Origin of the sequence: Halomonas sp. QHL1 (assembly GCF_001882345.1) — a bacterium.
Lineage (GTDB): Bacteria > Pseudomonadota > Gammaproteobacteria > Pseudomonadales > Halomonadaceae > Vreelandella.
The window spans coordinates 3,233,852-3,246,790 of the sequence record NZ_MINL01000001.1; the positions used below are offsets into that span (position 1 = coordinate 3,233,852).

Annotated in this window: 16 protein-coding genes and 1 rRNA gene; 7 read left to right on the plus strand and 10 right to left on the minus strand. The window is 56.6% G+C overall.

From position 1 onward, the window contains the following. The first annotated feature begins 423 nt into the window (after positions 1-423). The 3 genes from rrf to QHL1GM_RS14895 all read left to right on the plus strand — a co-directional run bounded on the left by rrf (position 424) and on the right by QHL1GM_RS14895 (position 1,829). Positions 424-539, plus strand: a 5S ribosomal RNA gene (gene rrf, locus QHL1GM_RS14885). Between the two features lie 411 nt (positions 540-950). Then, positions 951-1,139: a hypothetical protein gene (locus QHL1GM_RS14890; protein WP_071695156.1), complete on the plus strand. Its 189-nt coding sequence runs from the start codon at positions 951-953 to the stop codon at positions 1,137-1,139. Between the two features lie 114 nt (positions 1,140-1,253). Further along, positions 1,254-1,829 (plus strand): isochorismatase family protein, encoded by a 576-nt coding sequence (locus tag QHL1GM_RS14895; RefSeq protein ID WP_071695157.1) that lies wholly within the window; start codon positions 1,254-1,256, stop codon positions 1,827-1,829. 24 nt (positions 1,830-1,853) lie between these two features. Here QHL1GM_RS14895 and yaaA read toward each other — a convergent pair whose 3' ends face one another. Both yaaA and QHL1GM_RS14905 read right to left on the minus strand, forming a co-directional pair. Beyond that, the gene (gene yaaA / locus QHL1GM_RS14900; protein ID WP_071695158.1) at positions 1,854-2,633 is read right to left on the minus strand and encodes a peroxide stress protein YaaA; all 780 of its coding nucleotides are present in this window, start codon (positions 2,631-2,633) and stop codon (positions 1,854-1,856) included. 141 nt (positions 2,634-2,774) lie between these two features. Next, positions 2,775-3,806: an NADP(H)-dependent aldo-keto reductase gene (locus QHL1GM_RS14905; RefSeq protein WP_071695159.1), complete on the minus strand. Its 1,032-nt coding sequence runs from the start codon at positions 3,804-3,806 to the stop codon at positions 2,775-2,777. A 246-nt stretch (positions 3,807-4,052) separates the two neighbouring features. On the opposite strand from QHL1GM_RS14905, the gene QHL1GM_RS14910 reads away from it, so the two are divergent. Both QHL1GM_RS14910 and QHL1GM_RS14915 read left to right on the plus strand, forming a co-directional pair. Then, positions 4,053-4,547 carry a tetratricopeptide repeat protein gene (locus QHL1GM_RS14910; RefSeq protein ID WP_071695160.1) on the plus strand — a complete coding sequence of 165 codons (495 nt, stop codon included), beginning with the start codon at positions 4,053-4,055 and terminating at the stop codon, positions 4,545-4,547. Between the two features lie 34 nt (positions 4,548-4,581). Then, the gene (locus QHL1GM_RS14915; RefSeq protein WP_071695161.1) at positions 4,582-5,094 is read left to right on the plus strand and encodes a hypothetical protein; all 513 of its coding nucleotides are present in this window, start codon (positions 4,582-4,584) and stop codon (positions 5,092-5,094) included. 20 nt (positions 5,095-5,114) lie between these two features. On the opposite strand, the gene QHL1GM_RS14920 is transcribed toward QHL1GM_RS14915, so the two are convergent. The 6 genes from QHL1GM_RS14920 to QHL1GM_RS14945 all read right to left on the minus strand — a co-directional run bounded on the left by QHL1GM_RS14920 (position 5,115) and on the right by QHL1GM_RS14945 (position 8,427). Continuing rightward, on the minus strand, positions 5,115-5,657 hold the full coding sequence (locus QHL1GM_RS14920) for a TIGR00730 family Rossman fold protein (protein WP_071695162.1): 543 nt from the start codon (positions 5,655-5,657) through the stop codon (positions 5,115-5,117). A 91-nt stretch (positions 5,658-5,748) separates the two neighbouring features. Further along, complete coding sequence (locus QHL1GM_RS14925) at positions 5,749-6,270, minus strand: DUF501 domain-containing protein (protein WP_071695163.1); 522 nt, start codon at positions 6,268-6,270, stop codon at positions 5,749-5,751. Between the two features lie 12 nt (positions 6,271-6,282). Then, a complete protein-coding gene (locus tag QHL1GM_RS14930; protein ID WP_007111787.1) occupies positions 6,283-6,585 on the minus strand; it encodes a hypothetical protein in 303 nt (100 codons plus the stop codon). 41 nt (positions 6,586-6,626) lie between these two features. After that, complete coding sequence (locus QHL1GM_RS14935; RefSeq protein ID WP_035576454.1) at positions 6,627-7,034, minus strand: thioesterase family protein; 408 nt, start codon at positions 7,032-7,034, stop codon at positions 6,627-6,629. 99 nt (positions 7,035-7,133) lie between these two features. Further along, positions 7,134-7,940, minus strand: a complete 807-nt coding sequence (locus QHL1GM_RS14940) for a hypothetical protein (protein WP_071695164.1) — start codon at positions 7,938-7,940, stop codon at positions 7,134-7,136. A gap of 55 nt (positions 7,941-7,995) precedes the next feature. Next, positions 7,996-8,427 (minus strand): hypothetical protein, encoded by a 432-nt coding sequence (locus QHL1GM_RS14945; RefSeq protein ID WP_071695165.1) that lies wholly within the window; start codon positions 8,425-8,427, stop codon positions 7,996-7,998. 37 nt (positions 8,428-8,464) lie between these two features. Between QHL1GM_RS14945 and QHL1GM_RS14950 the strand changes: the two genes are divergently transcribed. Then, positions 8,465-9,631 carry a MalY/PatB family protein gene (locus QHL1GM_RS14950; RefSeq protein ID WP_071695166.1) on the plus strand — a complete coding sequence of 389 codons (1,167 nt, stop codon included), beginning with the start codon at positions 8,465-8,467 and terminating at the stop codon, positions 9,629-9,631. Positions 9,632-9,647: 16 nt separating this feature from the next. Here the strand turns inward: QHL1GM_RS14950 and QHL1GM_RS14955 are convergent, their stop codons facing one another. Together QHL1GM_RS14955 and QHL1GM_RS14960 are read right to left on the minus strand one after the other, a co-directional pair. Further along, a complete protein-coding gene (locus tag QHL1GM_RS14955; RefSeq protein WP_071695167.1) occupies positions 9,648-10,592 on the minus strand; it encodes a tetratricopeptide repeat protein in 945 nt (314 codons plus the stop codon). 195 nt (positions 10,593-10,787) lie between these two features. Then, positions 10,788-11,846, minus strand: coding sequence for an SDR family oxidoreductase (locus QHL1GM_RS14960; protein ID WP_071695168.1), 1,059 nt, complete (start codon positions 11,844-11,846; stop codon positions 10,788-10,790). Positions 11,847-11,987: 141 nt separating this feature from the next. Between QHL1GM_RS14960 and QHL1GM_RS14965 the strand changes: the two genes are divergently transcribed. Next, the gene (locus QHL1GM_RS14965; RefSeq protein ID WP_071695169.1) at positions 11,988-12,923 is read left to right on the plus strand and encodes a LysR family transcriptional regulator; all 936 of its coding nucleotides are present in this window, start codon (positions 11,988-11,990) and stop codon (positions 12,921-12,923) included. Positions 12,924-12,939: the final 16 nt, after the last annotated feature.

The window sequence follows — 12,939 nt, forward strand, 5'->3', positions numbered from 1 at the left end:
GAAGGGCTGCTCCTAGTACGAGAGGACCGGAGTGGACGACCCTCTGGTGTTCCGGTTGTCACGCCAGTGGCATTGCCGGGTAGCTATGGTCGGACGGGATAACCGCTGAAAGCATCTAAGCGGGAAGCCCCCTTCAAGATGAGACATCCCTGAGGCCTAGAGCCTCCTGAAGGGCCCAGCGAGACCAGCTGGTTGATAGGCACGGTGTGGAAGCGCTGCAAGGCGTTGAGCTAACGTGTACTAATGGCCCGTGAGGCTTGACCCTATAACACCCAAGGGGTCTGGTCGTGATGATGACGTCAATGAACACCGGATACGCAGCGTGTGGCCCAGGCAACAGCGAGGGCGGCACGATGAGACGCACACAATTGAGCAAGCAGCGATAGAAAGCTCGCTCGTCAGCATGATATACCACCCGTTACGCCTGACGACCATAGCACGCGTGAACCACCTGATCCCTTGCCGAACTCAGCAGTGAAACCGCTTAGCGCCGATGGTAGTGTGGGGTCTCCCCATGCGAGAGTAGGTCATCGTCAGGCACCTATAGCGCAGAAAACCCAGCCACCCGGCTGGGTTTTTTGTGTGCGTGGAAGAAAAGTCATGTCATGGCGAGGAGCGCAGCGACGCGGCCATCTCGTCCTGCGGTGGCAAGCCACCTCGAGATCGCCACGCTTCGCTCGCGATGACACGTGGAGAGCCAATGGCTATGGCCCGCGCATGGTCATTGCGAGGAGCTTGCGACGGAGCAATCTCAAGCTCGCGGCAGCCCACCTCAGAGATTGCGTCACTACGTTCGCAAGGACAAAGCTGTCGTTATTTGCAATATTAAAGCAGTTGTTTTAAATATATCTATAACAATAAGTTGCGTATTAGATATGGTATTGTTGCCAAGCAGCATCTAGTATTATGTTGCACGTACCCAGAAGTAAAATCTCAGGAGGAGAAACGGTATGACGACGCAATTAGCCAAGAAGCTAGCCATCGCCCTTTTTATGGCTTTAATGGCAGGTGGTCTTGTCGCTTGTGATGATCAAGGCCCTGCAGAAGAAGCGGGTGAAAATATTGATGACGCTACAGAAGATGCCGGGGAGAGCATGGAAGAGCTCGGCGAAGATATGGAAGAGGCGGCCGAAAACTAGGCCGAGCCTTTGTTTGTTGAGTTAGTCGAAGCAGTCGCTGAAAAGCGGCTGCTTTATTGTTTGTATCGCGTCTATTATGGTTAGCCTATATAACGATAAAACTGAGGTGGCAACGTGCTACTACAACGCGATAAAAGTTTGCTGTTAATGGTCGATTTCCAGGCGGGTCTACTGCCTGTGATCGATGGTGGTCAAGACGCCGTAAACGAAGCTGCTTGGCTAGGTGAGATGGCATGCTTACTTGAGGTACCGGTATGGTTAACAGAGCAAAACCCCGAAAAATTAGGCGGTAGCGCGCCATCGCTACTGGCCGCTCTAAACGACTATCGCCTTTGGCAAAAGCAGCATTTCGGCATCATGGCAGAAGCTGAATTTGGAACAGCATTAAAAGCATCAGGAAAAACACAGATTGTTCTGTGTGGAACAGAAGCGCATATCTGCGTGCTGCAAACAGGGTTAGGGCTATTAGAGGCAGGCTACGAGCTGTACTGGCTTAGCGAAGCCTCTGCCAGTCGCCGCCCGCAAGAGGCTGCGCTTGCCCGTGAGCGCGCCTGCGCAAGCGGTGCTGTGGCGGTGACGGCAGACATGGTGGCTTATGAGTGGCTACACCGCTGCGACACAGCGCAGTTTAAAGAGGCGCACCAGCGATTTCTAAAGCCGCGTTCTTCACGCCCCGTACGTTTTTTCTAGATTGTACCAGTCCGGCCATTCGCTTTAGCGATCGGCTTCGTTACGAGTGAAAACGAAGGTATCACTTTGGGATGCCGCTGCATCGAAGCGATAGCCAGCAACATCAAATGCCTTGAGTTCATCTGGATCGTTAACCTGCTGCTGAATCATCCAGGCGCTCATCAGCCCGCGTGCTTTTTTGGCATAGAAGCTGATGATTTTAAAGGTGTCGTTTTTCTCATCTTTAAACACCGGCGTAATGATCCGCGCATTGAGTTGCTTGGTATCTACCGCTTTGAAGTACTCATTCGAGGCGAGATTCACCAGCACGTTGGAGCCGCTTTCTGCAATGGCCTCGTTGAGTGCAGGCGTCAGAATGGGCTTCCAGTAGGCATACAGATCCTTACCGGCGCTGTTAGGCAGCTTGGTGCCCATCTCCAGGCGATAGGCCTGAATCAAATCCAGGGGCCGTAGCAGGCCATATAGGCCAGAAAGTATGCGCAGATGCGTCTGTGCGTAACGGTTCTCCGCTTCGCTGAAGTTTTCTGCTTGCAGGCCGGTATAAACGTCGCCCTGAAAAGCCTGTGCAGCGGGTTTGGCATTGCTCAGTGTGAAAGGAGGGCGCCACTCCTCAAACCGCGCCGCATTCAGGCCCGCCAATTTATCGCTGATCCCCATGAGTTCGCTGATTTGCTGCGGCGAGTAGTCCCGCAAAATAGTGATAAGCGCTTTGCTCTGTTTCAGAAAATCGGGCTGTGACACTTGCTCAGTGGTCGGTGGGGTTTCAAAATCCAGCGTTTTGGCGGGAGAGATAATGCTCAGCATCGCATGCTCCTGGTCGTACTCTGGTAAATGGAAGCTTGATATAAGTGGGCTCATTATACCAAGCCTCGGCGAAGGCCGAGGCTATAGTGGTGATAGCTTGGTGAGAGTCGACTGTTTTTAAGGGCTGTTTAATAGCTGTCTTTACGGACAGGGGTTCGGCATGCGGCGGTGAATATCTTCGATGGCCTCAAGCACTTCGTTGTCCAGCTTGAGGCTCTCGCTGGCAAGATTGCTTTCCAACTGCTCCATGGTGGTCGCACCAATGATATTGCTGGTCAAGAAGCTGCGCGAGTTAACAAACGCCAGCGCCATCTGGGCAGGATCCAGCTCGTGCTTTTCAGCAAGCGCAACGTAAGCCTGGGTGGCCGCTTCGGCTTCGGGCGAAGTGTAACGCTTGAAGCGCTCATACAGCGTCAAACGACCTTTGGGTGGCTGCGCGCCGTTCAGGTATTTACCTGAGAGGACCCCAAACCCTAGCGGTGAATAGGCAAGTAGGCCGACATCTTCACGGTGGGCAATTTCCGCCAAGCCAACTTCAAAGGAACGGTTAAGAAGGTTGTAGGGGTTTTGAATAGACGCCACGCGCGGTAAATCCAGCTTATCGGCAAGCTGCAGTGAGCGCATGGTGCCCCAGGGCGTTTCATTAGAAAGCCCAATGGCTCGTACCTTGCCTGCATCAACCAGCTCTTTAAGAGCCGAGAGCGTTTCTTCTAACGGCGTCGCATCTTCGTCTTCGCTATGTACGTAGCCTAGCTTGCCAAAGAAATTGGTTTGACGATCGGGCCAGTGCAGTTGGTAAAGGTCAACGTAATCGGTGTTCAAGCGCTCCAGGCTTGTGTCGATGGCCTGATGAATATGCTTACGAGTAAGACGCGGCCCACCCCGTATATGGTCAAGCCCTGGGCCAGCTGCTTTGGTGGCTATGATTAGATCATCACGAGCACCACGCTGTTTTAGCCAACTGCCGATATAACGTTCCGTTAAGCCCTGGGTTTCGGCCATGGGCGGAACGGGGTACATTTCTGCGGTATCAATAAAATTGATGCCAAACGCCACGGCTCGATCAAGCTGTTCGTGGGCTTCAGCTTCGCTGTTTTGCTCGCCAAACGTCATCGTGCCTAAACAGAGTCGACTTACCTCCATGCCGGTTCTGCCAAGTGGGCGCGTTTGCATTTTTATCTCCTTACTAAGGCGGAATTGCCACAAGATAAGCCGCCATTACCAGGCTGGTAAACGGCGTATGAATGGCATGTTAGCGAGGCTCATTGCAAGCAGCAAATTAATGGGGTTGAGTCGTCGCAAAGGCAGGCGTATGCTTGCCAGCCCATCGACCGGCTAAAGGCCGGTTTCTCGTGTGGTTGGCAGCTATTTTTGTGACTGCTAGCCCAAGGTTCCAACAGACAGGCAGGGTGGTTTGCCATGCTGCAGGCATCAACGTTGTTTACTCGGCTAGAATTTCGCCTAGCTGAACGGCTGTTTCATAATCACTGGTTGTTGCCGCGTTCACCGCGCACCCAGCGTTTAACGATGCGCTTGTTTAAGCGCTGTGCGGAAGCGGGTCACCCTGACGCGCTCTCCGTTTACGGCCATATGCTGTTTCATCGCAGTCAGACGCCCCAAGACAAGGCTCGCGGAGCGCGTTACGTTCTGGAAGCTGCGCATGCCGGGGATGTAAAGTCACAGTACCAGGTGGCACAAATCCACGAGCACGGCTGTGCTCAGTACCCGCGCCGTGAAGATTACGCGGTGACCTGGTACGCCCGCGCCGCCCAGTCTGGGCATTACCTAGCTGCGGAGCGGCTTGCCCGCGCTTATCGCCTGGGTGAATTAGGCTTGGCGGTAGATGGCGAGCGTGCGGCTTACTGGCAGCGACAGGCGGATCAGCCGACACTAAATAACGTGGCCGCTGCGTGAAGCGTTACCGCGTTTTGATTGAGTGAGGAAGGTTGTGTCCGAGACGCTACCCACAGTATTAGATATTGAAGCGTCCGGATTTGGGCGTGGCAGCTACCCCATCGAAGTAGGCATCGCCCGTGCCGATGGAAGCTGCTGTGCTTTTCTCATTCAACCGCTGGAAGAGTGGACGCACTGGGATCCCAAGGCTGAACTGCTGCATGGCATCTCCCGTGATCGCCTTATTCAGGAGGGCTATCCGGTACGCCAGGTCGCCCACTGGCTGAACGATGAACTGCGCGAGCTGGGTAAGGCGTACAGCGATAGTTGGGGATACGACAACACCTGGCTGTCGCTGCTCTTCCATCACGCGGGCATGCTGCCGCGTTTTCGCCTTGAGGCGCTAAGGATTCTGCTTAGCGAAGAGCAGCAGGCGCTGTGGAGCGATACCAAAGAAGCGTTGATCGCCGAACAGGGTATTCACCGCCACCGGGCAGGTGAAGATGCCCGCTTACTCCAGCTTACCTATCAGCATACCCGCAAGCTCACCGAGCACCCGGGACGCTAGTGACGCTTCCCTCTAAAGCGCTACAACAGCGCTTCTAGCGCATCAAGCAACTCATGAGGTGACGGTGCGTCAAGCAGCATTTCGCGGGTGGGAGACGCCAAAAAGCCATGGTTGACCGTGCTGTCTAAAAAAGTCAGCAGCGGCGAATAGAACTCGTCGATGTTAAGCAATCCCATCGGTTTTTCATGTAGTCCTAGATAGCCCCACGTCCATATTTCAAACAGCTCTTCTAAGGTGCCTATCCCGCCGGGTAAGGCAATAAAAGCGTCGGCGTTGGCCGCCATAGTGGCTTTGCGTTCGTGCATATTGCGCACCCGAATCAGTTCGCTTAAGCCAAAGTGGGCCTGTTCGCGCTCCACCAGGTGGTCGGGCATGACACCAATGACTTCACCACCGGCCTCAAGTGCTGCGTTAGCCAGCTCGCCCATCAGGCCAACGCGTGCCCCGCCATACACCAGCTTGTGGCCGCGTTCAGCGAGCGTGCGTCCCAGTTTATTGGTCGCCTGGCGGAAGGTAGGGCTGTTACCATCACGGGAGCCAAGATAAACGCAAATTCGAGCCATTCGTTTATTCCCTGTCGTTAAAAAATGAACGTAACTAAAACCGTAGCCAAAAAGAAAACGAGATTACTACGAGGCTTAGGGTAAAGGGGGCTTAGGGTAAGCAGCGGTCTACCTGATAGTGCTCATCCATCCACTGCCCAATCACATTGTCACCGCAAAGGTGATGGGCGTACTGGGTATGCAGGCAGCGTATCTGGTGCCAGTTGCTAATGCCGCCAATGCCGCGTTCGGTCATCACATTGGTGTAACCCAGCGTAGCGACTTCTTCACGCTGAGCATCGCTCATAGCGTCCCAGCGGGCGGTTACATAGTCGCGATGACTCTGTTGGTAAGCCTCAAGAAATTCTGGTTCTTCCTGCAAGCGTTGTTCGAGCGCTTTGATAACCCCAACGGCTTCGATGCGGGAAATCTCAACTTTTAGCACATCGGAACAGAGCCAATACAGGGTGGGGAAGGGTTTGCCGTCGACAATCGGCGCCATACGCAGTACTAGCGGTGTGCCTTCACCGTCGGTGGCGGCTACCGCTTCGATACCACGCGGCGCGCGGCCAAGCTGCTGGGCAATAATGGCGAGCTGACGTTCGTCAGGCGCTTGGTTGGTGCGTATCACCATTGGGTTGGTCTCTCACGAACGGTCGTCTTGAACAAATTTAGTAGAGCGGCCAACGGCACGGAAAAAGCAGCGATTGAGCTGTTCAGGCGACGCGACATAGCACCACGTCCGCTCACAGTATTCAGCGGCTCGTGCCATTAGCACGTCGTAAAGGCGATTGAAGGGGGCATCATAATCGTAGGGGTCGGCCCCAAACAAGCGGATATGCGGATAGTCGGCAAAGCGCTCGATGAAGTAGCGCTCAAGGTCTGCCTCCACGGCACGATGCTGGGCGACGTTATCAGGGTCTATCCAGAGATTGTAGCGGATTGCCATTATAAGGCTCCTGTTGCCCCGGCAGCGCGGGGCAGCGTCAATCAGGCGGGCTCAGGCGCGTCTTGAAGGTGCGACGTTAGCGCCTCGCGCAGGTCACCCTCTATGGGCATGGCGCACTTGGCCTGGTGGTCATACTGCACCATAACGGTATGCCCCAGGTTAGTGAGCTTGCCGTGCTGCCGCGCCTCTTGGGTCACTGTAAACGAGCTATTGCCTAACCGCGTTAAGTAAGTGCGTATTTCGATATCGTGACCGTAAAACAGTTCAGCCCGGTAGTCGACTTCCATGCGCGCCATAATCAAGCGCCACTGCTTGGGGTTTAAATCAGGGGTAAAGAGTTTGAACAAGTCATTACGGGCGAGCTCAAACCACGCCGGCAGGCGGGTGTTGTTAATGTGCCCTAAGGCGTCGGTATCGTAAAAGGCGGGCTCAATGGTACGGGTAAACATGGCTTGTCCTTGTTATTAAAAAACAGGTTATTAGTAGGGGTAATCGCAACGGCAACGTTTAGGATTAACCCAAGCAAGCGCTTGGTCAAGAGGTCTTGGTCAAGCGGTGCGGCGTTGATACCACGCAGTGAGTCGCATCCACCCCATCAGCCATAGCGTGGCAGCAGCAAAGCCAGCCAATGTTCCCCATAGCAACCCCAGCGTGCTGTAAGTATAGGAGACACATAGCGTATAACTCAGTAGCGAACCAAGTCCCATCGGGTAGTGCTTGATGACCGTGGCCACCGGCGCTGCCCCATGGTTCAGGTGTAGGATCAGCAAAAAAGGCAGCATCGTGACGGGAAAGGCGGCCAACGTTCCCGCCCAGGCGGGCGGCAGCCAGTGGGCTAGGCTAGTAATGGTAAATATGATGACGGTGGCGAGTGCGGCGCGGGCGGCAAGCGCCGGTAACGAAAACGTTCGGCTGGCGGGTATCCTGACATCAGCAATGTTGCGAAATAAGCTGCTGAACAGAGCAATGGCGCATAGCGTCACCAGCGTGCCGCTCAGGCGCGTGAAGTTAAACTGAGCGAGCAGCGTGCTAACGGCGAGCCAAGCGACTAAGCCGCCCGCCACGCCGCCAATGACACCTTTAACGCCCGGCTGGCGTCCTGCCACCCAATAACCGGCCCCTAGCGCCATTGTGGCCGTAAAGCCCGCCAGGGTATGCACCGCACTTTGGGTCGCAAACTGAGGGGAAATTTCCAAGCCGATAAAAAATAGCGCCAACGCCGTGCCTAAAGGGTAACCCGCCAGCAGGCCCGCCATGCGCGGGCTAGCACGCACCGCAACCGCGCCTAGCCCCAGCACCATGCTGATCGAGAGCCCTAATTTCGCTAGCTGCCAAGTGAGAGGGACTTCAATCATGCGGCGTTTTCCTTGCTGTTATTGTTTGGGTACTGTCAGCGTGCGAGCTCGTTAATTAAACCAAACGCAGGCCTTGTTGGTCGCGCCAGGCGGCTTCAAGGGCATCTTGCAGGGGCGCTTTCAAGTGCGCGGGGAGCGCCTCCTGCGCCGCTTGCAGTGAATCAAACGAGCGGTTGCGCAGCCAGCAGTACGCCCAGGCGCAGGCTTCGGCGTCGCTATCGGGGGTAGGGCGAGCGGGCATTTGATTGAGCAGAAAGACCGCAGTGCGCGGCGCCCATAGCGGCATTTCACCTAGCTCATCTTGGCTCCACTGCTCCAGGGTTTCGCCGCTGGGCGTAGCGTCGGGTGTGCCTAATTTAGCTACCCGTGCTGTTTCGGCCAAAATGAGCGCTAGCTGATCCGTATTCGCTTGCCCAAGCGAGCGCCATTGCCGCAACAGCGCCGATAGCCCCGCCCGCATCTTGGTATAAAAGTCATCTTGCGGCATGCTTGGCACAGCCCCTATTGAATGAGTGAGATTTTTCATGGCCTACGATTTTGCCACGCCTGTGGAGCGACGCCACCCAGAAGGTGGCTGGGCATCGCAAAAATGGCACCGCTACGGCGACGACATATTGCCTCTTTGGGTCGCCGATATGGATTTTCGCTCCCCGCCTGCGGTCATTGATGCGCTGCAGGCGCGCGTGGCCCACGGTGTATATGGCTATGGCGAAGTGCCCACTACGTTAACAGAAACCCTATGCCAGTGGAGCGTCCATCACTACGACTGGCCGATTCAGCCGGAGTGGCAGCAGTGGCTGCCGGGCGTAGTGCCAGCTTTGCATCTAGCTGCGTTAGCGCTGACCGAGCCAGGCGACGGTGTATTGACGGTAGCGCCGATCTACCCGCCATTTTTAGAGGTTGCAAAGCGCACCGGCCGACTACCCCAGCAGGCGATGCTGGCAGCGCCTTCAGCACCCAATGAGCCTTGGCAACTCGATATTGCCGCCTTGGAGGCCGCTATTACGCCACGTACGCGCTTGCTGCTGTGGTGCCAGCCCCACAACCCTACGGGGCGAGTGTGGCGCCATGAAGAGCTCGCGGCGCTGGCTGAGTTAGTGGAGCGTCACGACCTGTGGGTGGTCTCCGATGAGCTGCACTGTGACCTGTTATTAGACGAAGGCGCCCAGCACCGCCCGTTAGCCGCGGCATTTCCTCAATTAGCGAAGCGCACCGTTACGCTGTGGGCACCGTCGAAAACCTTTAACCTGGCGGGCTTAACCAGCGCCTGCGCGGTGATTCCCGACCCCGCACTGCGTGAGCGCTTTGCGGCGGCTACCAAAGGGTTACTGCCCGATGGCAACGTGCTCGGCTTGGTCGCGGCGGAAGCAGCGTATCGACATGGCGAGCCGTGGCGGCAGGAGTTGTTAAGCATATTGCGTGAGCATCGCTCGACGCTGCAAGCGCGCGTGGCGACTTGGCCGGGCGTTCACTTAAGCGCGCCGGAGTCGACCTATCTAGCCTGGCTGGATATGCGCGAGGCAGGGTTAGGTGATGCGCCCTGCAAGACGCTGCTGAAAAAGGCGGGGGTAGCGCTATCGGACGGAGCTGCCTTTGGCTGCCCCGGCTTTGTACGGCTTAACTTTGGTACCACCGCTTCACAACTGGAAGCGGGGCTGTCTCGTATGGATTCCCTGCTGAAGCGGGATTGAAAGCCTTCAGAAGACTCTAGTACAGCATCGCAAAGAGTTTACGGCGGTAAGCAACGGTCAGCGGGTGGTCGGCGCCCAGGGCGTCGAACACCTGCAGCAGCGTTTTACGCGCTGCGTCATCGTTATAGGCGCGATCCTGCTTCATCAGCGCCAGCAGCGCTTCTAGCCCTTCATCGTAATGACCGTCAGCCACTTGGCGCAGGGCGCGCTGGTACTGCGCTTCGCTATCGGTGCGATCGCCCAGTGCCGCAATCTCCTCGGCTGAGAGTGCCTGCTCGCTAAACTCAATGCTGGCGCGTACGCCACGAGCGGGAGCCGCATCGCGCTCTTCGGGGGGCAGGTTATCGAGTACTTCACGGGCTTCGCTGCCGCGCCCTTCAGCCACCAATACCCTAGCGAAGGCTATTTGGTAAGCGTAGTGTTCGGGGTACTGGCCCATCAGGGTTTGATATATCTCGCGGGCAGCGGCGGTGTCACCGGCTTTAAGCGCTTCTTCCGCCTGCTCTTCAGGTGTGGGTGGCGCTTCGCCGGGGGCTGGGAAGTAGCGATTGAGCCACTCGCGCACCTCTTTCTCCGGCAGCGCACCCTGGAATCCATCTACCAAGCCGCCCTGGCTAATCAGCTTCACATCGGGCACTGAACGCACGCCCAGTTGGCCGCCGATTTCGGGGTTTGCTTCAATATCGAGCTTGCCGAGCAGGAAAGCGCCCGCGTACTCAACCACCAGCTTATCCAGCACCGCGAGGAGAGTGCTGCTGCCTGCGTTGGAAGGCGAGTAGCAGCCCAATAGCACCGGCACCTGCATGGACGCTTCCAGCACCTGCTGAATATTGCCAGCATTGAGCTCGATAATGACATCTTCAGGGCGCACCGCCGCCTGTTCAGCGTTAGGCGCGGTAGCGTCAGCACTTCCGGTATCCGCCGTAAGCGGCTTACCTGAGCGGGGATCAATAATCTGCATGGGTAGACTCGGCATCAAAAAATGAACAATAGTTCCCCATGATATGCAGGCATGTGCCGGTGGATTCAAGGAAAAGGAGGGAAATAAAACTCACTGCTAGTGGGTTTCAAGCTACGTGAACCTGGTAAAGCAGCAACAGGGCGCGGTTAGGCGCCCTGTTGGAGCTACTGTTTCTGGCATCGTTTCTGAAATTGCTTAAGGAATGATGCGCTCCGCGCGTAGGCGGGCGAACAGATCGAAAAACGCTGCGCGTGTTTCGCGGAAGTGATCAAAGCCGAAGTCACGGGACTTGGTGACGTCGTTGACGCACTCAAGCTCGCGCCCCAGGTCGGCATCGGTGTGCCACCAGGAGGCTAGCTTGCTGACATCGGCTTCCACTAGCTCGTTCTGTTCGGCAATCTCGGCCCAGGTAGGCGCAATGTTGGCCATTTGCGTTTCTAGCGGCTGCGGCGTTTCCGGGCAGTCCGCTACTTCGAGCTCGAAGAATTCGCCAATTTCATGCCATAGTCGACGCCAGCGGAACACGTCGCCATTGACCGTGTTAAAGGCTTCATTGTGAGCACCTGGCGTTGTGGCTGCCCACTCCATCTGCCGCGCCAACACGAGAGAATCAGTTAGATCGGTCAAGGCGTTCCACTGCACCTGCGAGCCAGGGAACGTGAACGGCTTGCCCGTTGCTTTGCAGATAGAGGCGTAAACCGCCAACGTTACGCCCATGTTCATGGCGTTACCGCGGGCATAGCCGATGACCGTGTGCGGACGATGCACGTTCCAGCTGAAGTCGTCCCGCTCCGCCGTCGCGAACATGATGTCTTCGAGGGTGTAGTAAAAGTTCTCGCCAGGTACGCGGGGCGCTGATTCACGAAACGGCGTCTCGGTCTTGCCGCTACCGTAGTTTTCGAAGGCACCCAGGTACTGCTTGGTGCCGGTCACCAACGAGACATGCGCCAAGCTTGCGCTCTGCAGGGCGTCGAGGAGGTTGTGCATCATCGCGCCGTTGGCCTCGACGTTAGCCTTTTCATTTTCGCGCCGCACCCAAGTGCAATAAAACACGTGGGTGATGGGTAGCCCTGCCAATGCTTCAGCGGTGGCCTCGCGATCTAACAGATCGGCAGCGACGGGAATAACCCCTGCTTGATCAGAGGGGCGACGAGATAATCCATAGACACTCCACCCGCTAGCGGTGAGATAGCTTGCTAAGTTGCCGCCGGTAATACCGGTAGCGCCGACGACTAATGCGGTGCCTTTGCGCATGAATAACTCCTTTTTGCAGACAAGATTTTCGGAACGGGCAGTGGAAATGTGCTTTGTGCCCGATGAAAAGCAGTCTGGTCGCCAAAGATCATTGCTACAATTGGAAAAATCGCAAATCTTTATTGCGCTAGGAGCAACGTGATGGATCTCAATGCGCTACGCATCTTTGAACGCGTCGCCGCGACAGGAAGTTTTACCTCCACCGCACGCCATTTTCATCGCGCCGTGTCCTCTGTCTCGCGTCAGATTGCCTCTTTAGAAGAGTCGTTGGGCCAGCAGCTGTTCTATCGCCACACCCGCGCCGTGACGTTGACCGAAGCGGGCTGGCGCTACTATCAGGAAGTTCGCGAGATACTTGAACGGCTAGACCTGGCGACAGAAGCGCTAACGGCCCCCAATACAGCGCCTAGCGGCGTGCTGCGCCTCAACGCCCCCGTGGCTTTCGGCCAGCGCCAAATCGTGCCGATTCTGCATCACTTCCAGCGCCGCTACCCGGCGATCAAAGCCGAACTGAAGCTGACCGATCAACTGACCGACCCGGTGCGCGAGGGTATTGATATCACCTTTCGTGTTGGCGAGCTGGCCGATTCCACGCTGGTCGCGCGCCGCCTAGCGTCAATGAACTACGTGGTGGCCGCCGCCCCTGCTTATTTGCAGCGTTGCGGTAGGCCCAACACCCCGGATGATTTGGAGCGCCACGATTGCCTGCTCTACCAGGGCGAAATGGGCCGTCAGCGCTGGTACTTCCACCATGCTGAGCAGCCGCAAGCCTTTGCTTACAAAGTCGACGGCAGCCTGTATAGCAACGATGCCGAGAGTCTGGTGCGTGCCGCGCTATTGGGACAGGGACTGGTGATGTTTCCCACCTGGCTGATCGCTGATGAGCTGGCCTCGGGCACACTGCTGCCCCTGCTCGAAGCATGGCGTTGTGAAGTCGTGCCAGGCAGGCGCGATATCCACGTGCTCTACGCCCAGCGCCGTCTGCACACCCGCAAGGTAAGCGCTTTTCTGGATCACCTCTTTGAAATGGTTGGGCCTACACCAGATTGGGATCGCTGGCGGGAGCAGCTGGATTAAAGCCGATGACCTTCTG